The organism is Exiguobacterium sp. 8H (assembly GCF_902506255.1).
In the GTDB taxonomy this organism is placed as follows: domain Bacteria; phylum Bacillota; class Bacilli; order Exiguobacteriales; family Exiguobacteriaceae; genus Exiguobacterium; species Exiguobacterium profundum.
Window position 1 is genome coordinate 1353602 of the sequence record NZ_LR733429.1, and the last position, 22050, is coordinate 1375651.

The following is a 22050-nucleotide window of genomic DNA, read 5'->3' on the forward strand; positions in this document are numbered from 1 at the left end:
GGGTTGGTCCCTCATTTCTCTTTGTAAGTCTTTTCATTAGTATAGCAAAAACTAGAGGAAAAGCGGACGCGTTCCACATATTTGGGACGCGTCCGCTTCTGTCAGTATCCAATATACGGGGCCGGGTCAATCGCGTTCGGCTGTCCCGGTGCCCATTTCCCTCGGTGTAACTCAAAATGAAGATGGGGTCCGGTCGACCAGCCGGTATTGCCAAGCGTTCCGACCGTCTGTCCCGCCGCCACTTGTTGACCGGCTCCGACTGTGATCGCATTTAAATGGGCATAGACGGTCGTCCAAATCTCACCGTTGATGACATGCGAAACGAAGACGACATTTCCATATCCGGTCGCCGGTGCCGCCTTGATGACGACACCTGGTGCGCTTGACACGATTGGTGTTCCAGACGCATTGACGAGGTCGATGCCCTTGTGAATCTCCGGCACACCTGTCAACGGGTTGTCTCGTGGACCGAACGGACTAGACACATAACCGGACACAGGACGAACGAATCCGGTGGACGTGGACACATTCGTCGGTGTTTCGGTTGGTGCGGTCACTTCTGGTGCCTCCTCGACCTCCGACTCACGGGCTTCCGCTTCTGCTTGTGCTCGCTCTTCAGCGGCACGCGCCTCAGCTTCACGTTTGGCACGTTCCGCTGCCTCTGCGGCTTCTCGTTCGGCAGTCGCAATCGCCTCTAGTTGTTCACTGATGATGCGGTTCTGTTCAGCCATGACCGCCTGCTCTTCACTGCGCGTCATCTTTTCGAGCTCGAGCTGCTCTACTTGTTCGTTCAGTTCAACCAACAGGTCACGTTTCTTCTCGGCCGTCCGGTCAAGGTCTTGCTTGGTGATGACGAGCTCGCGCTCTTTTTGCTTGATGAAAGAGAGCTGGGTACGTTGTGTCGACTCGAGCGACTCCAAACGTTCCATCTCACTCATATAATTATGTATGAGCTCCCGGTCCTGTTCAGCGATCGTGCGGGCCGTCATAGCCCGTGTCACGAAGTCGCCGAAGGAACGGGACTCAAAAATGACTTGTAAATAGGAAGTGTCTTCATGTACTTGCAAAACGCGAAGGCGCTCGTTCACGAGTTCCTTCTGGCTTTCCAAGTATTCTTCCTGAACGGAAAGTTGTTGGCGGGTCGACTCGAGTTCTGCCCGGGCTGTATCGACCTCATGCTGCTGAATGGCGATTTGTTCGCTCAATTCATTCAACCGGTCGTCGACGACGTGTATTTCCGTCTTCACGGCATCACGCTCTGCCTCGGTGATCTCGAGTTCGTCATCCGTCTCGGCCTGCGCTTTTTTCGACTCCTCCAACTCATTGGACAGTCGATCTTGTCGAGCTTTCAACGTGTCTTTCTCTGTCGCCATGACCGGCATGGCAAGTAACGATACACACAACCCTAGCGCAAGCGAACGTTTCATCCGCCAACTCCTCCTTATTTAAGTTAGATTTTCAAGAAACGACCGAGCGATGTCGTCGATCCCCAGATTCCGATGAACGCACCGAGTGCAAGTAAAACAAGCGATACTTGGACTGTTAGCGTCGATGGATCAATCAACTTAAATATATCACTATTCAATTGATCAAGCGATGGTTGTAAAGCACTATATGCAACGTCATATCCGAAATAAATGACAAGAATCGGGACGAGAGCCCCAAGCATTCCGAGGAGCAATCCTTCGATAAAGAACGGCCAGCGAATAAAGCTATTTTTCGCTCCTACGAGTCGCATGATTTCAATCTCACGGCGACGCGAGAAGATTGTCATTTTAATCGTATTTGAGATCAAGAACATCGCCATCAATGTCAAACCGACAATCAACGCGAGTCCGCCGATGCGAATCCCGTTGAAGAAGGCAAACATTTTATCGATGTAGTCTTTTCCGTATTTCACATCGTCCACATTATCGAGTGAACCGACCGATTTGGCCACTTCCTCTAGTTCTGTCGGGTCTTGTGCTTTGACGATATAGCGGGCGTGGAGCGGGTTGTCTTTTTCGACCGTTCCGTATGCAGCCGCATCATCGCCGAGCTGGTCTTGGAACTTCGCTAGCTCATCTTCTTTTGAACTGAACGTGACCGTCGAGACACCCGGCACCTGTTCAATGTTCTCCCCGAGTTTCTCAACCGAGTTCTCATCCGCTGTACGAGTGATGAACACTTGAATCTCGACATCATTTTCGACGTTATCTGAAATTTCATTGATGTTGAACATGACGAGTGCGAATACACCGACAAGTAGCAACGTAATGGTCACGGCACTAATGGCCGCGAACGACATCCATCCATTCCGAAGTGTTCCTTTGAACCCTTCACGCAAATGGCGCAATCCAGTCTTAAATATCATAGCCATATGCTCCTTTCTCTTCATCGCGCACGACTTTCCCGTTCTCAATCGCGATGACGCGGTGACGAATCTTATCGACGATGTCACGGTTGTGTGTCGCCATGACGATTGTCGCTCCGCGGCGGTGAATCTCTTCAAACACTTCCATGATACCCCATGCTGTTTCCGGGTCTAAGTTCCCTGTCGGCTCATCGGCGATAATCAATTTTGGCTTATTGACGATTGCGCGAGCAATCGAGACACGTTGTTGTTCTCCACCTGATAGTTCGTCGGGATAGTTGCGCGCCTTGTTCTTCAATCCGACAAGGTTCAACACATCCATGACTTGTTTCCGAATCGAAGACGTGTCCGCTCCTACAACTTCTAATGCGAACGCTACGTTCTCATATACCGTAAGTGACGGCAACAATTTGAAGTCTTGGAAGATAACGCCGAGTTGACGGCGTAGCTTCGGTACGTGTCGGTCTTTAATTTTCCCGACATCGAGTCCGTCAATCAACAATTGACCGGCTGTCGGCTTCTCCTCACGATAAATCATCTTCATGAACGTCGACTTTCCGGCACCGGAAGGCCCGACGACATAAAGGAACTCGCCGTCGCGAATCTCTAGATCGAGGTCATCCATGGCGACGACGCCGTTCGGATATACTTTACTGACTTTTTGCATCGAGATCATAACGTATTCCCTACCCTTTTTAAATTATTTTTAAGCATCTATGACGAATTTGAATCAATTGTTTTAGTTACTGTATATTTCGCCTAGAGTCTTTTTTACAGGAAACGGCTCCCTCTGTCAAGGTGTCGCTTTTTTATGTTAGCCTGGTCAAAAAATCATCTAGGGCATATGTTGAAGCGACTACAATTATATCAATCCGACTTTTAAAACACCATTACAGGATTGTTTCAGTTCGATTGAGTTCGATGTGAAAATGTCGCGAAGAAACTCGCTTTCTTATTCCCCAAGAGAATGTTGAAACCGCACTTCAAAAGGGTGCTCCCTAAGGAACACCCTTCACCAATACGCCACATTTAATCGTGTGGTTTTTCTTTCAATGCATCAAACGGCGACTTTTTCCGTTTCCGATACTTGATATGAATCGTTGAGGATTCATAGTCATCGGAAGCCCGGATATCCCGACTCGATACGCGGACGAATGACCAAGCAAGAAGGAACATGATGAAGATAAGCGGGAATCCACCGACGATACTCGCTGTCTGGAGCGTCTCTAGTCCGCCGAGGAACATGAGCGTGAGCGGCATGATTGCAAGCGCGAACGCCCAAAAGAGACGGTTCCAGACAATCGGCTCATCCTCGACATGTTTTTGCGTGACCGATGCCAAGATGTAAGATGATGAATCGAACGTTGTCGCCAAAAAGATAATGGCAAGAAGCGTAAAGACGCCGATGACGACTTTCCCGAAAGGCAATTGGCCGATGATGGCGATGATTGTAGGTGCCGGGCCATTCGCCGCCATGTACCCGACAACATCGAACGTCCCACTTAGATGGAGGTAGAGCCCGTAGTTTCCGAGAATCCCAAAGAACAAGATGCATCCGAGCGTTCCGTACACCATCGTCCCAAAGATCATATTCCGAATCGTACGACCGCGTGAGATACGGGCGACGAACAATCCGACGAATGGTGCATAGACAAGCCACCATGCCCAATAGAACACCGTCCACGATTCCGGGAACCCGGTCGATGTGAAGCCACCGAAGTCACCGAACGGTTCCATCCACGTTGCCATCCGGAAAAAGTTATCCATGACGATTCCGACTCCATTGAACGTCGTCTCCATAATGAATCGAGTCGGACCAAAGATAAGCACGAACGTCAAAATCCCAAGGGCGAGCCAGATGTTCAAGTCACTGAGTACTTTGATGCCACCCTTCAGTCCAATGTAAGAACTGATGGCGAAGATGACCGTACAAATCAACATGATGACGGCCTGCATCCCGAGCGTGACGGGAATCCCTGTTAGTTCGTTGACCCCTTCGGCAATCATCGGGGTACCGAGGGCGAGCGTCGTCCCGGCACCACCTAATAATCCAAAGATAAATAAGATATCAATCAATTTACCGAGGGGTCCATCTGCCCATTTTCCGATAACGGGACGTACCGCTTCACTTACCTTTAAGACGGATTTCTTACGGACGTAAAAGAAATAAGCGATCGGCAGTGCCGGTAACGTGTAGATTGCCCAAGCGATCGGTCCCCAGTGGAACATGCCATATGCTGTCGACCATTGAATCGCTTCCGGTGACTCCGGTGTCAGCCCGAACGGCGGACCTTCATAGTAATAGACCCATTCGATGACGGACCAATAGAGGATGCTGGACCCGATGCCGGCAGCAAATAACATCGCCGCCCAAGAGAATGTACTAAATTCGGGTTCTTCATCTTCACGACCTAATTTGATATGACCATTCTTACTGAAGGCAATGAAAATCAAAAATCCGAACGCACCTAAGCCCATTGCTAAGTACAACATGCCGAAGTTAGAGGTCATGTATTCGTTCGCCGCACCGACCCACGCTTTACCGGTCTCTGGGAAGAAGATGAGCGGTAACGTCACCCCTAACAGTAATACAAACGAGCCGATAAAAGTCGGCCAGTCAATCAGTTTCGTCTTCAATTGTCATCACTCCATTTCCACTATGTCTCCCGTTACCTTAACAATAATTCCCCAAGCCCTAACACCCAAAACAAAAAAGCATGAGGTGTGTTCCACCTCATGCTGTCGAATCTTATTTTTTCTCAGCGAGCCAAGCGGCGACCGCTGTGATTTCTTCGTCTTTTTCAATGACGTTCGCAGGCATCGCGCCTTGACCGTTTCGAATGACGTTTTCAATCTCTTCTGCCGACAGACGAGCACCGACTTGCTCGAGTGACGGACCACTCATTCCTTCAAGGTTCGCACCGTGACATGCCGCACAGTTTTGTGCGTATACCGCTTCCGCGTCAACCGATGCCGTGTTCGAGCCCGAATCCCCGTTGCTCGATGTATCCTCTTCTTCACCGCCGCCACATGCGCCGAGTGTCAGCATGGCGCCGAGGCCGATGGCCATCATCCATTTTTTCATAACCACGTTCCCCTCCTAAGTTGTAGAAATGACCTACATTTACCATTATAGCCGTTAACGTATGCTTTCTAACCTAATCTCACGAAAAGTACACAAAGATTCCACAACTTACGGTACGTTGATGTAACGCTTATCGGACGTAAAACCTTGTCCTAGCACCTCATGTGCCTCACTGAAGACAAGGAATGCCTCCGGGTCGATCCGACGGATTATTTCCTTCAATCGACTCACTTCGCTCTGACGGACAACAATCATGAGCATCGGACGGTCGAGACGTGAGTATGCTCCGATTGCTTGGATCTCTGTCGCACCACGGTCAAGTTCCTCGAAGACGGCCCGGACGATGAAGTCTCGCTTCTCCGAGATGACGTAAGCCATCTTGTCCTGTGTGAACCCGAGCTGGACGAAGTCGATCATCTTAACCGTGATGAATAATGCGATGAGTGCATAGAGTCCGGTCGTGAACGAGAACGTCAAGGCCGCGGTCAAGACGACCATGCCATCGAGGATGGCGATACAGAGATAGAGCGGGATGTGCGTGAACTTATGTAAGATCTGAGCGATCAAGTCCATTCCCCCTGTCGAGGCGCGTCCACGGAAGATGAGTCCGAGTCCGACACCGACGCCGACACCACCGAAGATGGCCGCGAGGAGCGTATCGTCCACAGCCGCACCGGCATCGATCGCCTCATAGAAAAGAATGACACCCGGTAAAAAGATGGAGCCGACGAGCGACTTCACACCGAACCCGAGGCCGAGGATGGCCCACCCGATAATCAGAAGTAACACGTTCGCCACGAGCTGGAACGCCCCCGGCGAGATGCCGAACAGTTCATAAGTGATGACCGAGATCCCGCTCACCCCGCCTGATGCCAGATTGTTTGGCAACAGAAAAAGACTGAAGGCTGAGGCGACGAACACTGAGCCGGTCAACAAATACAGATAGTCTTTGACGATTTGCTTCATTAAAGAAAGTCTCCTTTACACACAACATGGCCCAAAGACAGGTGTCTTTGAGCCACATGCATCACATATTTGTTTTACGAAGGTAGGCATCGATGAACGGCATGACGTCGCCGTCCATGACGCCACTCGTGTTCCCGACTTCATGGTTCGTCCGGTGGTCTTTGACCATCGAATACGGGTGGAAGACATACGAACGGATTTGGCTACCCCAACCGATGTCCGTCTTCTCCCCACGGATCTCGTCGAGTTTTCGTTGCTGCTCGTCGAGTTCGCGTTGGTACAATTTCGCTTTCAACATCTTCATCGCCGACTCACGGTTCTTGATCTGTGAGCGCTCGGTCTGACACGAAACGACGACGCCCGTCGGCACGTGCGTGATCCGGACGGCAGAGTCCGTCGTGTTGATGTGCTGACCGCCGGCACCTGATGCACGGTACGTGTCGATACGGAGGTCTTCTGTCCGTACTTCGATCTCGATGTCGTCATCGAATTCCGGCATGACGTCACATGACACGAACGACGTATGACGACGGCCAGACGAGTCGAATGGCGAGATGCGGACCAAGCGGTGAATCCCTTTCTCCGCCTTCAAGTAGCCGTATGCGTTATGACCGACGATGCGGAGCGTGACCGACTTGACGCCCGCCTCTTCACCCGGGAGGTAATCGACCGTCTCGACTTTCCAGCCTTGTTTGTCAGCGAAGCGTTGATACATCCGAAGGAGCATCGATGCCCAGTCCTGTGACTCGGTACCGCCCGCACCCGGGTGCAATTCGAGGATGGCGTTGTTCGCATCGTATGGTCCGTTCAAGAGGATCTCGAGTTCGAAGTCATCAAACTCCTTCTTGAGCGCTTGAATCGATTCCCCGAGCTCTTCTTGCATCTCGGCGTCCGGCTCTTCCTTGATGAGTTCGAGCGTCACTTCGCCGTCCTCATGTTGGTTCGCGAGGTCTTGATACTTGTCGACCATCGCCTTGAGACCGTTTGACTCGTCGATGACTTTTTGTGCCTTCTCCTGGTTGTCCCAGAAGTCTGGATACGTCATCTCGTTCTCGAGCTCGGCGATGCGTGCCTCCTTCTCTGTCAAGTTGAGAGACGCTCTGTAATTCTCGAGGCGTTTCGCCATCGCCTCTAGTTCGTTCCGAATATCTGAAATTTCCATAGTGTGATTCACCTTTCCGTAGGAAAGAGGCGAGCGGACCCGCCTCTTCAATAATTAAGCCTGTTGTCTACCGTGACAGTTCTTGAACTTCTTACCAGAACCGCACCAGCACGGGTCGTTCCGGCCGATGCTGTCTTCTTTCGAACGACGGACCGGCTTCTTTTTGACCGGTGCATCGCTCTTGCCTGAGACAGCGACTTCCTCTTCGACGACTTTCTCGCGTCGGAGGTTGTCCCCGACTTCGGCACGAAGGACGAAGCCTGTCACTTCTTCTGAGATCGCCGCGTTCATCGCGTCGAACATGTTAATCCCTTCCGCTTGGTACTCACGAAGCGGATCGTTCTGTCCATAGGCGCGGAGATGAATCCCTTGGCGCAACTGGTCCATATGGTCGATATGGGACATCCAGTGCGAGTCGACGGCACGGAGCACGATGATCTTCTCGAACTCGTTGAAGCGTTCCGGTGGCGCGAGTTCACGTTTCGCCTCGTACTGCTCGTTCACGCGCTCCATGAGAAGCTCAATGATTTCTTCACGCTCTTTGCCGTAGAAGTCTTTGCCTTCGACCGTCTTCTCGAGCGCGAGCGTCTGGTTGGCCCAGTGCGCGAGCTCGTCGATGTTCCATTCTTCCGGTACGAGTTCGATCGGCGTGTATTGACCGACACCGAGTTCGACCGTCTGTGCCATCATCGAACGGACGATATCCGTGACCGACTCGTTCTCGAGGATGCTCGAGCGGTCCTTGTACATGACCTTCCGTTGGTCCGCCATGACGTTGTCGTAACCGAGAAGCTGCTTCCGCGCATCGTAGTTGTTTCCTTCGACACGTTTTTGCGCTGACTCGACCGCTTTCGAGACCATGCGGCTCTCAATCGGTTGCGTGTCATCCATCCCGAGACGCTCCATCATGCTTTGGAGGCTATCCGTTCCGAAACGACGCATGAGCTCATCTTCGAGTGACAAGTAGAACTGGGATTTACCCGGGTCCCCTTGACGGCCCGCACGACCACGTAGCTGGTTATCGATTCGGCGTGATTCGTGACGCTCTGTCCCGATGATGTAAAGACCACCGAGGTCGATGACACCTTCTCCGAGCTTGATGTCGGTACCACGACCGGCCATGTTCGTCGCAATCGTGACGGAACCTTTTTGACCGGCGTTCTCGATGATTTCCGCCTCACGGGCGTGGTTCTTCGCGTTTAAGACATCGTGACGAATCTTCTTCTTCGTCAAAAGCTTGCTCAAGTATTCAGATGTCTCGACGGCGACCGTACCGACGAGAATCGGTTGTCCCGTCGCGTGAACTGCCGAAATCTCTTCCACGACGGCTTTGAACTTGCCTTCCATCGATTTGAAGATGAGGTCTGCCTTGTCGTCCCTGAGAATCGGTTTGTTCGTCGGAATCGTCACTACTTGCATGTTGTAGATGTTACGGAACTCTTCTTCCTCTGTCTTCGCTGTACCGGTCATCCCGGCAAGTTTCTCGTACATCCGGAAGTAGTTCTGATACGTGATTGTGGCGAGCGTCATCGATTCGCGTTGAATCTCGACGCCTTCTTTCGCCTCGATTGCCTGGTGAAGACCTTCCGAGTAGCGGCGTCCGTCCATGACACGACCCGTGAATTGGTCGATGATCATGACTTGCCCCTCACGTACCATATAGTCGATATCGTGATGCATGACCGCGTTTGCACGAAGGGCGAGCCCGACGTGGTGGTTGACGGCGACGTGCTCGATTGCGAACAGGTTGTCGATGCCGAAGAACTTCTCGGCGAGGTCGACCCCTTGGTCCGTCAAGAGGACCGACTTCGTCTTCACGTCGACCGTGTAATCGTCTTCCTCTTTCAACGTACGGACGAACGCATCCGCGCGGGTGTAGAGTTCAGTCGACTTTTGAGCCGATCCTGAGATGATGAGCGGAGTACGCGCCTCATCGACGAGGATTGAGTCGACTTCATCGACAATCGTGTAGTAGAGCTCACGTTGAACACGGTCTTCTTTATAAAGGACCATGTTGTCACGGAGGTAGTCGAATCCGAGCTCGTTGTTCGTCGAGTACGTGATATCACAGTTATAGGCCGCTTGTTTCTCGACACGGTCCATGTTCGACACGTTGAGGCCGACTGAAAGACCGAGTGCGAAGTAGAGCGGCTCCATGAGTTCTTTATCTCGTTTCGCCAAATATTCGTTGACCGTTACGACGTGTACGCCACGGCCAGTGAGCGCGTTCAAGTAGACAGGAAGTGTCGCGACGAGCGTCTTCCCTTCACCGGTTTTCATTTCGGCGATGTCGCCGTTATGGAGCACATAGCCCCCGATGAGCTGGACACGGTAATGACGCATCCCGAGCACACGCTCCGATGCCTCACGACAGACCGCGAACGCCTCCGGCAAGAGGTCGTCAAGTGTCTCGCCTTTTGCCAGACGTTCCCGGAACTCTTCCGTCTTCGCCTGAAGCTGTTCGTCGGACAATGCTTTGATTGGTTCGGCGAACGACTCGATCAAGTCGGCCGCTTTCTCTGCTTTTTTCAACATTCGTTTCTGTGGAGCAAATAACTCTTTCAAAAAGTTCGCCATACTCATATCTCCTCTGCACTCACTAAAAAATGCATGTTTTTTCCCTAATGTACAGTTTAACCGAAGTGGTGCCACCTTTCAAGGAAAGGCAAAAGGAAACGACCCCCCGAAGCCGGGAGGTCGTGTAGTGTCAAGTTTATTATTCAGGTTCGATCAAGCCGTACTTCCCATCTTTACGACGGTAGACGACGTTCGTGTTGCCCGTTTCTGCGTCTGAGAAGACGAAGAAGCTGTGACCGAGCATATCCATTTGAAGAATCGCCTCTTCCGTGTCCATCGGTTTCAACGTGAAGCGTTTCGTCCGCACGAGTTCGAGTTCTGCCTCGTCCTCATCGTAGACGGCCGGTGTATCATCAGGTCCTTCTAAAGACTTGAAGTACTCGCCGACGCCACCTTCTTTCCCGCGTCCTTTACGGTTGAGTTTCGTTTTGTGTTTACGGATTTGACGTTCCAATTTATCGACGACGAGGTCGATTGCCGCATACATGTCGAGGTTGATGTCCTCAGCACGGAGCAACAAGTTCGGCATCGGGATCGTCACTTCCACTTTTTGTTTCTCGTTATACACTTTCAAGTTGACGTAAGCCGTCTGTGCATCCGTAGGAGTTGTGAAATACCGAGTCAACTTCTCCAGCTTTTTCTCGACATAGTCTTTGATTGCTGGTGTGACCTCAATGTTTTCGCCGCGAATGTTATAAATCATCTGAACTCCTCCTTAGAAATAACCGCTTGAACCAATGATTCGTCGAACGAGACGGAATCTCCTGCTTCATTTCTTAAAAAAGAAAGGGGAACCAGGTGGCTCACTCATATTATACCCCGAAAACGCTGCGATTGAAAACGTTATCATCAGAAAATAATGACAATTTTGTTCCGAATTCAACATTTCCTAGAACGAGCGAAAGGTATAGAAAGAAAATACCCATTCCACTCATTTTTAAACGCCTTTTTTTATTATGTAGAAAAAATAAAAGCCGACTCCCAAGGGAGCCGGCTTCGTGGTTTGAAATTATAATTTTACAACGTTAGCCGCTTGTGGGCCACGCTCGCCATCAACGATTTCAAACTCTACATCTTGACCTTCGTCAAGTGATTTGTAGCCTTCAGATTGGATTGCTGAGAAGTGTACGAACACGTCTTTGCCGCCTTCAACTTCGATGAATCCAAAACCTTTTTCTGAGTTAAACCATTTTACTTTACCTACCATGTGTAAATCCATTCCTTTCACCATTGGAGAATACAGAGGATTGTCCTCTACGGCTAATCTTACCACCTTCTTGTAAGCGTGACAAATACTTTCTCAAATATTTGTAAACGTTTCGCCATTTGGCTTTCATTGGAATTATATTTCCCTACTTTTCATATTGTCTTGTTGAATTTACATTTTTTGTGATATATCATTGAAGGGATGATTTAGGTTTGTGCCGTTTGTCTTTAGCCGATCCTGAAAATCTAATACGAGGAGGATGGTGCAGCGTATGCGCTCCTACTATTCTGAGGAAAAATATCGCATCACAAAGCGAACCGTGGCGATTCTCCCTTGCTTTGACATCATGAAGCAGTCACGGATCATTCTCGAGGATGGCACCGAGATTTCAACCCCGCTCCGGCCGTACCAGTTGTTGCAACTTTCTTGCCGCCAGTACAACAGCTCGATCGAGGAAAGAATCTTCATCGCCAAACGCGTCGCCGGCGTAAAAGGGAAAGTCCCTGTCGTGATTGAACCGACAACTGGACTCGTCTTCTTCCCGACGAAGTCTCCAAAACGAGACGATTGTGAATGGTATGCCTGGTCCCATATTCGAGACATACTGAACATTGAGGGTGAGCCGAACGGGCTTGTCCTCACGACTGATGGACATCAAATCCAAACGAACGCAACACCGTACGTCCTCCGGAACCAGCTCAAAGCGACAGGTGAACTTGTCGCCCGGTTCCAACAATTGAACGCGAGCCCCGTGCTCGAGTCCTGACACGCCTTCCGTCGAAAAGACGGAAGGTTTTTTTCTATTGTATCGCTTCATTTTTTTAAAAAGAGGTCGATATTATGGTCGAGGTGACAAACATGCAAATTCAAGCCCAAGCGACCGCCGTCAGTTCGGTCTTACCAGGCATCCAGACGAACCGGACGTACAAGGCCGAACTCGTCAAACAAACAGGACCCGACTCCGCGATCGTCAAGATCAACGGTGAAGAAGTCGAGGTCACATTTAAAGACGGGCTTCCGAAAACGAACCCGTTCCAAGTGACGCTCGCCGAACAGGACGGCATCTTGATGGCGACCGTCGTTCCTCCAAAGGAAGAGACACTTGAATCCGCACCACCTGCGTCCGCGTCGTCAAAGCTTGATGCGAAGATTCAGACGCTCCTCGCTTCCCTTCCACCTGAAGTACGAAGCGCGGTCAGCCGCCTGCTACAATCCGGACGCTTGCCGATGAACGAAGATACGGTACGCCTTCTCGAGACGGCGTTCAAAGGGGACATGCGGGACGTCATCCTACATTTGAAGACGCTCGACACTCCGACCGTTCCTCGTGAGATGGCTCGAGAGATCGCTGTCCTCTCTTTGAACGAAGCGAAACAACAGATCACACCGCCGGCGCCGAACGCTCCTTACCCACAAAAAGAGCGGTATGTCGAACTCGTCAATCTGTCACGTCCCGTGAGTGAACGCGTCACGCCGACACCGGAAACGATTGATCGGGTCATCCGTGACCTCACGCCGACGACACCGACATCACCGCGTCCGATTGAATCTGAATCGCGCCAAGCGATGCCGCTTCCTCCAATCAACGGGAAGCAAGTGATGGTGAAGGAAGTGACGTCACATCTAGCGACCGTCACGAACACGTTCCGAAACGAGCAGGCGACCGTGACGAAACAACTCGGACAAGTCGCTGCGTTGATCGAGACGAACCCGCATGCGGCACGCCCTGCCCTCGAGACCGTCTCGACCCGTCTGACACAACTCGTCCAAAAGACGGACGCCTTGCTTCATACCGACGTGACTCAAGAGAAGCAACTAGTCGCCATGACGGCCAAACTCGACGTCGCGTTGTCGTTGCTTGCGACGAAACCACAAGAGAGTGCGACACTCGTCAAAGAGGTCCGAGCGGCACTGAATGATTTCCGTTATGCGCCGAATCAGACACGCATCGAATATATCCCAAACGGGGCGACACGTGCCGGCGAGATGCCGACCGTCGCGCCACTCAAGCTCGATTCGACATTATCTGGACGACACATCCAGGAAGTAGCGCAACGTGTGCAGACACAGGCACAGCTCGCCCAAGCGACGTCCAATACGCCGACATCAGCTTTATCGGTACGTGGAGATACGACGAACCCCGAGGCGCAACGCCTCGCCTCGTTCTTCCAAGTCCAACAGACTCTCAACCGCCTTGATGGCGGTCAGCTCCATCAACTCTTGTTCGCCCTACCGGCAAAAGTGCAAGAGATCGACACCGGAATCCATGTTCATATCCAAAACCGGGAGGCCGGGGACGTTGTCGACTGGGAGAACAGTGTCCTCTACATTCGTTTAGAGACCCCACGTCTTGGAGAAATTGGTGTCAAACTCGAAGCGAAAGATCGAAACCTCCGACTCACACTCGAGCACGACGATTCGACGGTCGAGCGACTCGCTCGTCCCCTTCTCGGGAAAATCGAACAAACGCTCGAGACGATTGGATATAAGAGTGTGACGACCCAGTTCAAACCGCTCACGAAAGCTGATCGTGTCATCGAAGAGCCTACGATAGCACCGACGACAGGATATGACTTTAGAATTTAGGAGGTCCCGATGTACCAACGCATGGATTTGACGAAACGTAAGACGGCCGCGGTCGTCCGCTATGATGAAACGACGGATAAAGCGCCCGTCATCGTCGCCCGCGGGACCGGAGCCGTCGCTGAAAAGATTTTACAGGAAGCACGTGCCCGAGGAGTAGCGGTCGAGAACGACCATTCCTTGCTTGGCCATTTGCTCGACCTTGACCTAGGAGACGCCATCCCACCCCAACTTTATGATGTGATGGCAGAAGTGTTGTTGTTGATAGAGGAACTTGATTCGATCAAAGGAGAACAAAGATGAATTCAACCCAATTATATGAAATGAGGCCGGAAGAGCTGACTCAGGCGATGCTTCACGCACTCGTCTATCACTATAAACATGCGCAAGATTCGACGATTGCCGAACGAAACCGTCATCTTCGCCAAGCCCGTGAACTTTTAGTCAAACTTCACCAAGGACTCCATGACGGCGGCGGGATTATCGCGGCTCAACTGGATGAAATTTATCTATATATGGCAAACGCAAGCGTCGAAGCAATCATCGACCAGGATAAGGAAAAAATCGCCGAACTACATACGCTCGCAAGTGACCTCGACCAAACATGGGGTGAAGCAATGGAGCGTGCCAAGACCCAACCTGTCACGACTGGAGGAAACCGTTATGAAAATTACGAATAACGTCCAAGCATTAAAAGCGTATACATCTCTTTCCCTGAATCAAGCGTCAATGAAAAAAACGATGGATCGCCTCTCAAGTGGGATTCGCATCAACAAGGCATCTGATGATGCAGCGGGACTCGCCATCTCAGAGAAAATGCGGATGCGCCTCGACTCGCTCTCGATGGCAGAACGCAACACGCTCGACAGTATCTCACTCACGCAGACACTCGAAGGCGGGATGAACGAAACACACGCCCTTCTCCAACGGATGCGTGAATTATCGGTTCAATCAGCAAATGGAACGCTCAGTGAAGACGACGCCAAAGCTGTCCAGGAAGAAATTAACGCGTTGACTGCCGAAGTGACACGAATTGCCGAAACGACGGAATTCAACTCAAAGAAAATTATGAATGGCGAATACATGCAAGGCAATAATACGTTATTCTTCCAAATCGGTGCAGGTAACAATGAAGCCGTCATCTTAAATGTGGAAGATATGCGTGCCCATGCACTCAATATCACGATGACGACACCCGGTGGCGGAGAACTTCCTGCCGTCGACCATGACAACGATTCGACGACACCCACTGAAACGTATTATGCATTGAGTGTGTTGACACCTGAGGATGCGGGTGATGCCATTTCGAAATTCGATGCAGCCATCAACAAAGTGTCACTCGAACGTTCAAAACTCGGAGCCATCCAAAATCGCTTGGAGGCGAACGTCAGCGTCGTCGCCATCGGCTCAGAAAACTTAACGGCGTCTGAGTCACGAATCCGTGATGCCGACATGGCCCGTGAAATGATGGACTTCGCACGTCTAAACATTTTGAACCAGTCCGGCATGGCGATGATTGCCCAGTCGAACGCATTGCCGCAAGGCGTGTTACAATTATTGAACTAACTTAAAGAAAGGACGGTTGCCCATATGGACATTCGTCGCATCATGGAGACGCAATCGCTCCTCGGCTCAAGTAAGGCAAAGCGCGCCGAAGTCGAACCCGGTGTCTCCTTCCAAAATGTGATCGGTCAGAAGCGCGAAGACCGGGAGCATGAACGCTTCCAACGTCAAATCGCCGCGATTCATGAACAAGGAGAACTTCTAGCTGAAAGTCAGACCGTCGAAGCGCTTGCCGAATACAAACAAATGATTAAAGACTTTATGAAAGAGGCCGTTGACGCGGCACTCCGTCTCGAAGATAAACGCGGATTCAATCGCCGCGGGCGCGCGAAGATTTATAAGGTCGTCGAACAAGTCGACCAAAAACTCCTCGCGCTGACAGATCAGGTCATCTCGGGTGAGGCCTCTCGCCTTTCCTTACTCGACCAAGTCGGTGAAATTCGCGGATTGCTCGTCAATGTCTATGTGTGAGGTGTCGAGATGGCAGAACATTTGTTTTTGAAGAAAGTCAAATGTCCGTATTGTTTACAAGAAAGTAAGACGAACCGTGTCTTATCACGTCACATCCGTCCACTCGAAGTTGAGAAGGATGGCTACACAACGTATGATGGACCGAATCCTTATTTATACGAACCGACCGTCTGTGACAATTGTCACCTCGTCTTTCACGACTCGTTCGACAAGGTGCGCAAACATAACCGAGAAGCGCTTGAGACGAACTACTTCAATCAAGTGAATCCGGATGTGTTGAAAGGCGATCGTTCATATGAGCACGTCATCCTTCTCTATAAGTTCGCCGTCATGACGGCCCAGTTGAGCGGACAAAAACCATCTGTCATCGCTATGCTCGGGATGCGAATCGTATGGATGTACCGATTGATCGGGGATGCAGCGTCTGAAAAGGAATGGATGCAGCGGACGCTCGATAAATACAATGAGGTGCAAGAAGCGTATACGGATCCGATCCGGACTGGATTACCGTACGACCAGCTCATGTTGCGGATTGCCGATTTGTCGGCCGCGCTCGACTACTACGAGGACGCGCGTCGCTGGTATGGGATTCTCTTAAGCAGTAAGGAAGTATCGGAACGCATCCGGAACCAGGCCCGTGATCATTGGGAAGAGTTTCGATTGGAACATGCCTAATCAGAAGTGTGGGACCTTGTGTCTCACACTTTTTGAATACAAAAAATCGCGCTCATCCACTCACGGACAAACACAATCGACACAATTGATGAATAAGAGATCCACACAACATTGACTACCCAGTACCCTCATGTCGACTATGCGGTGACATTTTGCAGGATGTATCATATGGAATCTCAATTGCTATAACATTAATTTAATTTTTAGTGGGATAGATATGGGGTATATTCAAAGCAGATACATACGAAGAGGAGGATCTTTTCATGTTTGAAACGCAATATCTCGATACCGTACGTGCTACGTTTAAAAGCCAGAAACAACTCGCTGAGCGCGCGCTCGTCCAAGTGAGTGAAGAGGACCTGCACAAGACACTTGCGTCGGACACACTCTCGCTCGCCTTGATCATCCAGCACATGGCGAATAACATGAAGTCGCGTTGGACCGATTTTTTGACGACAGACGGCGAGAAACCGGACCGTGACCGGGACGCCGAGTTCGAGGACCAGCAGCTATCCCGTGCGGAGCTCATGAAGGTTTGGGACGAGCGTTGGCAACTGTTGGATAATGTCTTAGCTGATTTGACACCAGATGACTTAGGGAAGAACGTGATGATTCGAGGGGAAGCCCATTCCGTGATTGACGCGATCGAACGCCAAGTGTCGCATTATGGGTATCATGTCGGACAAATCGTCTATCTGTCGAAGCTATTCGCCGGGAGCGACTGGAATGTGTTGTCGATTCCGTTGCCGCATCAGCGTAAATAATAATTCCTGTTGCAACACTTCAACGAGATATTATTTCAATGAAGCACTTTTTTGGACATCAAGACAATTGAATCAGTCAACTTTAATGGGGGTTACAAAATGGATATGACTTTAAAGCAATTGCCTGAGACTGAAATTGCATTTATCAGACGTACGGGTAGCTATTTTGAACCACAAGAACATTGGGGGAAATTAATACATTGGGCGACGGAACACAACCTTTACCCTCCATCAAGTCAATTTATCGGTATTTCATTAGATAATCCGAACGATGTTGATCCTCATGAATGTAGACATGATGCTTGTGTCACAGTTCCTAAAAACTTTGATAAAACAGGGCACGGGGAGATACAATTTAAAATGCTAGAAGGTGGTCAATACATCGTGCACCATTTCTACGATACTCCAGAAAAACTGAGTGAGACGTATAAATATATTTTTGAAGAATGGTTACCAGAACGCGAATATTCAGTGGACGAATCTAGAAATACCTTGGAGTTCAATATGAACAATCCAGCTGAAGACCCCGACGGAAAATCTAAAGTCGATTTATATGTACCCATTAAGAATTAAGATTTTACAAAATGAAAAACTAAGATACAAGGAACTCTCAAAATATAAGAATCCCTTCGTATGTTCTCTATGCTAACTACTATGCTTATTGTGTAGTAATAATCAACCATGAGACTAGGCGTACCGATTTTATTCGGCACGCCTACTCTTATTTCGTCACGTTAATTGTATATTCGTAGCGGTCTTCTGCCACTTTGTCGAAGTTCTCGTTGAATGGTCCATCGATGACGACTTTCAAGTCCGTCAGCTCTTCTGGTTTTGCTTTCACGAAGAAGAGGACGTTCCCTTCTTTCTTCACCTTTCCTAAAAATTCTCCACCGACGTCATCTGAGAACCATAAGTCCGAAGACACCTGCTCCCCTGTGTTCGTCACCAGTGTCGCCTGGTTCGGATGGAAGCTCATCGTCTCGTCGACCGTATTCTCGACCAACATGTTCATCGCGACGACCGTCACCTCTTCTTGTCCATCGAATGAGTCGCTATAAGCTTCTGCGACCGTGAGGCGTGACGTCTGTACTTTGTCGATGGCGAATTGAATCGGACCCATCGTCTCCGTGATCGTGAGTGCCTTATTCTTCATGTAGATCTTGTTCGTACCGAGTTCACTTTCTTGGACGTCCGTCTCTTCAGCAGTCGTCTCCTCTGGTACGTTCGCTTCCGCCTCTACGACTTCTTCAGTATCCGTCGCCGTCGTCTTCAGTTCGTCTGCTTCCCCGCAACCGACAAGTAGTGCGAGCGGTACCGCCACCAGTAAGCCAAATCGTTTCATGTTCATCTTCATCTCTCCCTTTTCTTAATCCAAGTGATGTTGTGGTTAAGACGAATATAACGAATTGACAAACCAAACCGTATTAAGAAAAAGTTCCAGGTAAAATAAAAGTCAAGGTCCATAATCGGACCTTGACATGTATACTTATCCTCTTGATTTCAGCTCTTCTTCCTCGTATGGGTCAGGACGATCCTCAAACGGCGTATCGTCCTCGACGTACGCTTCAAGTTTTGGGTCCCGTTCCACGTATTCATCGTACGCTCCCTCTGGACCATAGACGAAATAACGGCGCTTCCGTGACGATATCGGTTTGGACTCTTTCTCACGCATCTCGTTTCCCTCCTCTTTCCAGAAAAGAAGCAACAGCTACATTGATGTTTACCCGATTATAGCGGAAAACAGACGTCATTTCATCTATACCCTTTATATGAAACTTTTCCTTTCCACAGCCGTATACATTTACAACGATTCGATGAAAGGAAAATTCATATGCAACTATTGAAAAAAGGAATACTTCGGAGTCTCATTTGGTCGCTGCCATTCGCGATACTTGCTCTCTATCAAGGTTGGTCAGGGAATGCAGAGGCTGTGCATGGAATGTTTATCTACGCAGGAGTCGCCTTCTTCCTCGGGCTCACAAGCGTTATTTATGAAGTCAAACAGTGGTCGTTCAAGAAACAAATCTTCATTCATTGGGGCGTTATGCACGTGACAATCCTACCACTTCTCTGGTTCGGTCGATCTACGCCAATCACATCGCTTCAAGATGCCGCACGTCTCTATTTAAACTTCACGGTGAGTGGTCTGATTTTATTTACCGCTTCTTATTTCATCATCCGGATGCGTCGACAAGTCAAAGCCTCTTAACACAAAAGCTCGAAGGCATATGCCCTCGAGCTTTTTACGTCTGTTGGTCGAACAGACCGGAAAAGTTAGAATCGACGTCTTCATATGGGTCGACATACGATTTGACCGTCTTTCGTTCCATCCGGGCTGTCCCGAGCGTCATCCCTAGACGCTGGTGTTCAGCTTCAATTAGACGAGAAATCTTTTGACTGTCGTCGACGAGTTGCCTGAGGACCGTTTGATCGGCTTTTTCCAAATCAGGACCGTGTGCTGCGAGCAACTGTTCCCGATCATCTAAAAGCTCATGGATTTGTTCCATCCATGTATCGTACGTTGGTTCTTCCGGGACTTGTGCGAGCAGTTCTTTCAAGCGTTGCGTCTTTAAGATGATTTCATCAATCGGTCTCATGACTGCTTCGCGAGTTTCATCGCTTCCTTCCACGTATCACGTAGTTCGGTCGTAAAATCAAGTACCTCGTCAAGGATAGCTGTATCGTTCTTGACGTTCGCATCAACGAGGCGGCGCCACATGTAGTCATAGAGCGAATCTAAGTTCGCTGAGACAGCGATGTCTTTATTGAGTGTCAGACGAAGTTCCCGAAAGATAGCTTGCGTCTTTTGAATGTTGACGTTCTTTAAATCAGGGTTACCTTGATCGATTGCAAGCTTGGCGAGGCGCATGAACTTGAGCGCTCCGTCATAAAGCATAAGCGTCAGTTCCTGTGGATTCGCGGTCGTGACCGCACTGTTTTGATATGCTGCATATGGATTGGCTACCATTTAAACTCCTCCTCTTACATGCCTCCGCCTAAAAACTGTGACAGCGATGCCGCTTGAGCATTCGCTTGGTTCATCGCTGTTTCCATCGCTGTGAAACGACGGTAATAGGCGTTTTCTTTATCGATGAGTAAATCATTTAACCGCTTGATACGCGAATCAATATCGGTCATTTCTTTCCCCATCGAATGGGTTTGTGAGCCAGAACCGTCCGCTCCTGCGATTCGTGTAATCGTATCGCGCGAATCTTTGGCAGCATCTCGGATTTGTGGCAATAATCCAGTTTCAGCATCTGTAAACAACTGATATACTTGCTCCGGATCTTTTTCGATAGCCGCTTTCAGCTTCTCTTCATTGAGTTCGATTTTACCACCATTGGTGAAATCCGCTCCAGTCGAAAGACCGATTTGGAACAATCGTGACATCTCGACGTCATTCGATGCAGCTGTAGCACCCGACCACTTGCTCCGAAGATTGTCCATGGTTCCGCGCAAAATCGTATCACCGCGGAGCATACCGCTCATCGCTTTTTCTTCCCACTTCTTGATTTCGTCTTCAGATAACTCATCACGTTGAGCTTGAGTCAACGGTGAAAACGAACGGAATCGTTCTTCTCGTGTCTTTTTGTTCATGAGGTCGATGGTCTCATTGTATTTATCAACGAACCCTTTAATTCCGTCAAAGATTTTTTGAGTGTCTGTCGCAGAGGACAAGTTTACTTTAGTGCCATCATTGAATGAGGACTTCAATGTGATGGTCATATTATCAATCGTAAAGGTGTTTGAACTTTGGGTCAACGTAATGCCGTTCACATCCACAGATGCATTCGTCCCGGCTACGGATCCATTTAAACCAAATAGTGCTTTAGCTGCAGTGCCTTCAAATTCGATAATCGATTTCACGCCCGTGTCTTTACGTGTTAATGAAATCTGCCCTGAAGTTTGATCAAAGAACGCACTAATTCCCGTCTTCGTGCCATTCAACGCGGTAACGAGATCTTTAAACTTAGCATTCTCATCAACATATACTGTCTGTAAAGCTCCACCGTCTTCATTACGGAAACGAACTTGATAGCCAGCTTCATACACGACTTGTGCACCTTCAGGGATTGTCACTCCACTATCGAACGTAATCTTCCCAGTTGCCGCATCGTACGTATGTGCTAACGAAATCGCATTACCATCTTTATCCGTAAAAGTTGGCGGATTATTCGGTAGCGGTTTCACTACGAGTTCAGTTGTTCCCGCAGTTAACGTTTGTTTCCGAATACCAACCTCTAACCCGAGTGTCGAAACTGCCGTGTCATTTGTGATGCCTCCACCATTTGCCACCGCTACATGAGAAGCCGAGGTAGCCAACGTCGCTGAATTGATAGTAAGCGAAGCGTTTCCACTTGATGGACCTGCAACGACAGATACACGCGATTCATCAGAGGATGAAGCCGTTTTTGCGTAATAGTTTCGGCTGAACATCATATCGACCGCGCTGTTTCGTAATGCTAACAGTGAACGGTTGACCTCACGATAAGAGTCACGCCGCCATTCGGTCAATTGTTTTTTCTGTTCTAAACGATCTACTGGAATTCGTTCTGCTTGCATCATTTGTTTAATGATACTATCGGTATCGATCCCACTGGCTAATCCGCCAAATCGAATTGGTGATGTCATATGCCCACTCCT

Annotated in this window: 25 protein-coding genes; 10 read left to right on the forward strand and 15 right to left on the reverse strand. The window is 49.6% G+C overall.

The genetic code is table 11. From position 1 onward, the window contains the following. Positions 1-101 precede the first annotated feature (101 nt). The 10 genes from GVY43_RS06865 to cspD form a co-directional block, all read right to left on the reverse strand. Positions 102-1427 (reverse strand): murein hydrolase activator EnvC, encoded by a 1326-nt coding sequence (locus GVY43_RS06865; RefSeq protein ID WP_159562642.1) that lies wholly within the window; start codon positions 1425-1427, stop codon positions 102-104. A 23-nt stretch (positions 1428-1450) separates the two neighbouring features. Next, entirely contained in the window at positions 1451-2353 is a 903-nt protein-coding gene (gene ftsX / locus GVY43_RS06870) for a permease-like cell division protein FtsX (protein ID WP_031422854.1), read from the reverse strand. Continuing rightward, positions 2343-3029, reverse strand: coding sequence for a cell division ATP-binding protein FtsE (gene ftsE, locus GVY43_RS06875; RefSeq protein WP_047795074.1), 687 nt, complete (start codon positions 3027-3029; stop codon positions 2343-2345). Before ftsE ends, ftsX begins: the two co-directional genes overlap by 11 nt. A 353-nt stretch (positions 3030-3382) precedes the next feature. Beyond that, positions 3383-4990 (reverse strand): BCCT family transporter, encoded by a 1608-nt coding sequence (locus GVY43_RS06880; protein ID WP_159562643.1) that lies wholly within the window; start codon positions 4988-4990, stop codon positions 3383-3385. Between the two features lie 112 nt (positions 4991-5102). Next, on the reverse strand, positions 5103-5438 hold the full coding sequence (cccB, locus tag GVY43_RS06885) for a cytochrome c551 (RefSeq protein WP_031422851.1): 336 nt from the start codon (positions 5436-5438) through the stop codon (positions 5103-5105). A gap of 108 nt (positions 5439-5546) precedes the next feature. Further along, on the reverse strand, positions 5547-6404 hold the full coding sequence (locus GVY43_RS06890; protein ID WP_012726942.1) for a YitT family protein: 858 nt from the start codon (positions 6402-6404) through the stop codon (positions 5547-5549). 61 nt (positions 6405-6465) lie between these two features. After that, positions 6466-7566: a peptide chain release factor 2 gene (gene prfB / locus GVY43_RS06895; protein WP_035387837.1), complete on the reverse strand. Its 1101-nt coding sequence runs from the start codon at positions 7564-7566 to the stop codon at positions 6466-6468. Positions 7567-7620: 54 nt separating this feature from the next. Next, a complete protein-coding gene (gene secA / locus GVY43_RS06900; protein WP_159562644.1) occupies positions 7621-10143 on the reverse strand; it encodes a preprotein translocase subunit SecA in 2523 nt (840 codons plus the stop codon). Between the two features lie 139 nt (positions 10144-10282). Continuing rightward, positions 10283-10846 (reverse strand): ribosome hibernation-promoting factor, HPF/YfiA family, encoded by a 564-nt coding sequence (hpf, locus tag GVY43_RS06905; RefSeq protein WP_012726945.1) that lies wholly within the window; start codon positions 10844-10846, stop codon positions 10283-10285. 306 nt (positions 10847-11152) lie between these two features. Continuing rightward, positions 11153-11350, reverse strand: a complete 198-nt coding sequence (gene cspD / locus GVY43_RS06910; RefSeq protein WP_012726946.1) for a cold-shock protein CspD — start codon at positions 11348-11350, stop codon at positions 11153-11155. Positions 11351-11609: 259 nt separating this feature from the next. Here cspD and GVY43_RS06915 point away from each other — a divergent pair, with 259 nt between their 5' ends. The 9 genes from GVY43_RS06915 (at position 11610) to GVY43_RS06955 (ending at position 17979) form a co-directional block, all read left to right on the forward strand. Beyond that, the gene (locus tag GVY43_RS06915; RefSeq protein ID WP_235189275.1) at positions 11610-12116 is read left to right on the forward strand and encodes a competence protein ComK; all 507 of its coding nucleotides are present in this window, start codon (positions 11610-11612) and stop codon (positions 12114-12116) included. 74 nt (positions 12117-12190) lie between these two features. After that, positions 12191-13936, forward strand: a complete 1746-nt coding sequence (locus GVY43_RS06920) for a hypothetical protein (RefSeq protein ID WP_159562645.1) — start codon at positions 12191-12193, stop codon at positions 13934-13936. A 9-nt stretch (positions 13937-13945) separates the two neighbouring features. Then, positions 13946-14236 carry an EscU/YscU/HrcU family type III secretion system export apparatus switch protein gene (locus GVY43_RS06925; protein WP_047795070.1) on the forward strand — a complete coding sequence of 97 codons (291 nt, stop codon included), beginning with the start codon at positions 13946-13948 and terminating at the stop codon, positions 14234-14236. Continuing rightward, positions 14233-14613 (forward strand): flagellar protein FliS, encoded by a 381-nt coding sequence (locus tag GVY43_RS06930; protein ID WP_159562646.1) that lies wholly within the window; start codon positions 14233-14235, stop codon positions 14611-14613. The genes GVY43_RS06925 and GVY43_RS06930 overlap by 4 nt, the downstream gene beginning before the upstream one ends. Next, on the forward strand, positions 14597-15499 hold the full coding sequence (locus tag GVY43_RS06935) for a flagellin (RefSeq protein ID WP_159562647.1): 903 nt from the start codon (positions 14597-14599) through the stop codon (positions 15497-15499). Before GVY43_RS06930 ends, GVY43_RS06935 begins: the two co-directional genes overlap by 17 nt. 24 nt (positions 15500-15523) lie before the next feature. After that, complete coding sequence (locus GVY43_RS06940; RefSeq protein WP_074036246.1) at positions 15524-15967, forward strand: YaaR family protein; 444 nt, start codon at positions 15524-15526, stop codon at positions 15965-15967. Positions 15968-15976: 9 nt separating this feature from the next. Beyond that, positions 15977-16642 carry a DUF2225 domain-containing protein gene (locus tag GVY43_RS06945; RefSeq protein ID WP_074036244.1) on the forward strand — a complete coding sequence of 222 codons (666 nt, stop codon included), beginning with the start codon at positions 15977-15979 and terminating at the stop codon, positions 16640-16642. Positions 16643-16905: 263 nt separating this feature from the next. Continuing rightward, positions 16906-17406 carry a DUF1572 family protein gene (locus tag GVY43_RS06950; protein WP_159562648.1) on the forward strand — a complete coding sequence of 167 codons (501 nt, stop codon included), beginning with the start codon at positions 16906-16908 and terminating at the stop codon, positions 17404-17406. A gap of 99 nt (positions 17407-17505) precedes the next feature. Further along, on the forward strand, positions 17506-17979 hold the full coding sequence (locus GVY43_RS06955; RefSeq protein WP_159562649.1) for a GyrI-like domain-containing protein: 474 nt from the start codon (positions 17506-17508) through the stop codon (positions 17977-17979). Between the two features lie 148 nt (positions 17980-18127). On the opposite strand, the gene GVY43_RS06960 is transcribed toward GVY43_RS06955, so the two are convergent. Further along, positions 18128-18754, reverse strand: a complete 627-nt coding sequence (locus tag GVY43_RS06960; protein WP_159562650.1) for a hypothetical protein — start codon at positions 18752-18754, stop codon at positions 18128-18130. 138 nt (positions 18755-18892) lie between these two features. Beyond that, entirely contained in the window at positions 18893-19078 is a 186-nt protein-coding gene (locus GVY43_RS06965; protein WP_012726958.1) for a hypothetical protein, read from the reverse strand. 159 nt (positions 19079-19237) lie between these two features. On the opposite strand from GVY43_RS06965, the gene GVY43_RS06970 reads away from it, so the two are divergent. After that, a complete protein-coding gene (locus GVY43_RS06970; protein ID WP_159562651.1) occupies positions 19238-19615 on the forward strand; it encodes a DUF3021 family protein in 378 nt (125 codons plus the stop codon). 34 nt (positions 19616-19649) lie between these two features. On the opposite strand, the gene GVY43_RS06975 is transcribed toward GVY43_RS06970, so the two are convergent. From GVY43_RS06975 to fliD, 3 genes are read right to left on the reverse strand one after another with little or no spacing between them, the layout of a single operon-like run. After that, complete coding sequence (locus GVY43_RS06975) at positions 19650-20003, reverse strand: flagellar protein FliT (RefSeq protein WP_159562652.1); 354 nt, start codon at positions 20001-20003, stop codon at positions 19650-19652. After that, positions 20000-20374 carry a flagellar export chaperone FliS gene (fliS, locus tag GVY43_RS06980; RefSeq protein ID WP_159562653.1) on the reverse strand — a complete coding sequence of 125 codons (375 nt, stop codon included), beginning with the start codon at positions 20372-20374 and terminating at the stop codon, positions 20000-20002. Before fliS ends, GVY43_RS06975 begins: the two co-directional genes overlap by 4 nt. Positions 20375-20388: 14 nt before the next feature. Next, the gene (gene fliD / locus GVY43_RS06985; RefSeq protein ID WP_159562654.1) at positions 20389-22038 is read right to left on the reverse strand and encodes a flagellar filament capping protein FliD; all 1650 of its coding nucleotides are present in this window, start codon (positions 22036-22038) and stop codon (positions 20389-20391) included. Between the last annotated feature and the right edge of the window lie 12 nt (positions 22039-22050).

Excerpts from the sequence above, each read along its gene's own strand:
- ftsE (WP_047795074.1), bottom strand. The coding sequence starts at position 3,029 with ATGATCTCGATGCAAAAAGTCAGTAAAGTATATCCGAACGGCGTCGTC.
- GVY43_RS06920 (WP_159562645.1), top strand. The coding sequence starts at position 12,191 with ATGGTCGAGGTGACAAACATGCAAATTCAAGCCCAAGCGACCGCCGTC.
- GVY43_RS06970 (WP_159562651.1), top strand. The coding sequence starts at position 19,238 with ATGCAACTATTGAAAAAAGGAATACTTCGGAGTCTCATTTGGTCGCTG.
- GVY43_RS06930 (WP_159562646.1), top strand. The coding sequence starts at position 14,233 with ATGAATTCAACCCAATTATATGAAATGAGGCCGGAAGAGCTGACTCAG.
- secA (WP_159562644.1), bottom strand. The coding sequence starts at position 10,143 with ATGGCGAACTTTTTGAAAGAGTTATTTGCTCCACAGAAACGAATGTTG.
- ftsX (WP_031422854.1), bottom strand. The coding sequence starts at position 2,353 with ATGATATTTAAGACTGGATTGCGCCATTTGCGTGAAGGGTTCAAAGGA.
- GVY43_RS06945 (WP_074036244.1), top strand. The coding sequence starts at position 15,977 with ATGGCAGAACATTTGTTTTTGAAGAAAGTCAAATGTCCGTATTGTTTA.
- prfB (WP_035387837.1), bottom strand. The coding sequence starts at position 7,566 with ATGGAAATTTCAGATATTCGGAACGAACTAGAGGCGATGGCGAAACGC.
- GVY43_RS06940 (WP_074036246.1), top strand. The coding sequence starts at position 15,524 with ATGGACATTCGTCGCATCATGGAGACGCAATCGCTCCTCGGCTCAAGT.
- GVY43_RS06965 (WP_012726958.1), bottom strand. The coding sequence starts at position 19,078 with ATGCGTGAGAAAGAGTCCAAACCGATATCGTCACGGAAGCGCCGTTAT.
- cccB (WP_031422851.1), bottom strand. The coding sequence starts at position 5,438 with ATGAAAAAATGGATGATGGCCATCGGCCTCGGCGCCATGCTGACACTC.
- GVY43_RS06935 (WP_159562647.1), top strand. The coding sequence starts at position 14,597 with ATGAAAATTACGAATAACGTCCAAGCATTAAAAGCGTATACATCTCTT.
- fliD (WP_159562654.1), bottom strand. The coding sequence starts at position 22,038 with ATGACATCACCAATTCGATTTGGCGGATTAGCCAGTGGGATCGATACC.
- GVY43_RS06975 (WP_159562652.1), bottom strand. The coding sequence starts at position 20,003 with ATGAGACCGATTGATGAAATCATCTTAAAGACGCAACGCTTGAAAGAA.
- GVY43_RS06950 (WP_159562648.1), top strand. The coding sequence starts at position 16,906 with ATGTTTGAAACGCAATATCTCGATACCGTACGTGCTACGTTTAAAAGC.
- cspD (WP_012726946.1), bottom strand. The coding sequence starts at position 11,350 with ATGGTAGGTAAAGTAAAATGGTTTAACTCAGAAAAAGGTTTTGGATTC.
- GVY43_RS06915 (WP_235189275.1), top strand. The coding sequence starts at position 11,610 with ATGGTGCAGCGTATGCGCTCCTACTATTCTGAGGAAAAATATCGCATC.
- fliS (WP_159562653.1), bottom strand. The coding sequence starts at position 20,374 with ATGGTAGCCAATCCATATGCAGCATATCAAAACAGTGCGGTCACGACC.
- GVY43_RS06865 (WP_159562642.1), bottom strand. The coding sequence starts at position 1,427 with ATGAAACGTTCGCTTGCGCTAGGGTTGTGTGTATCGTTACTTGCCATG.
- GVY43_RS06890 (WP_012726942.1), bottom strand. The coding sequence starts at position 6,404 with ATGAAGCAAATCGTCAAAGACTATCTGTATTTGTTGACCGGCTCAGTG.
- GVY43_RS06960 (WP_159562650.1), bottom strand. The coding sequence starts at position 18,754 with ATGAACATGAAACGATTTGGCTTACTGGTGGCGGTACCGCTCGCACTA.
- GVY43_RS06955 (WP_159562649.1), top strand. The coding sequence starts at position 17,506 with ATGGATATGACTTTAAAGCAATTGCCTGAGACTGAAATTGCATTTATC.
- hpf (WP_012726945.1), bottom strand. The coding sequence starts at position 10,846 with ATGATTTATAACATTCGCGGCGAAAACATTGAGGTCACACCAGCAATC.
- GVY43_RS06925 (WP_047795070.1), top strand. The coding sequence starts at position 13,946 with ATGTACCAACGCATGGATTTGACGAAACGTAAGACGGCCGCGGTCGTC.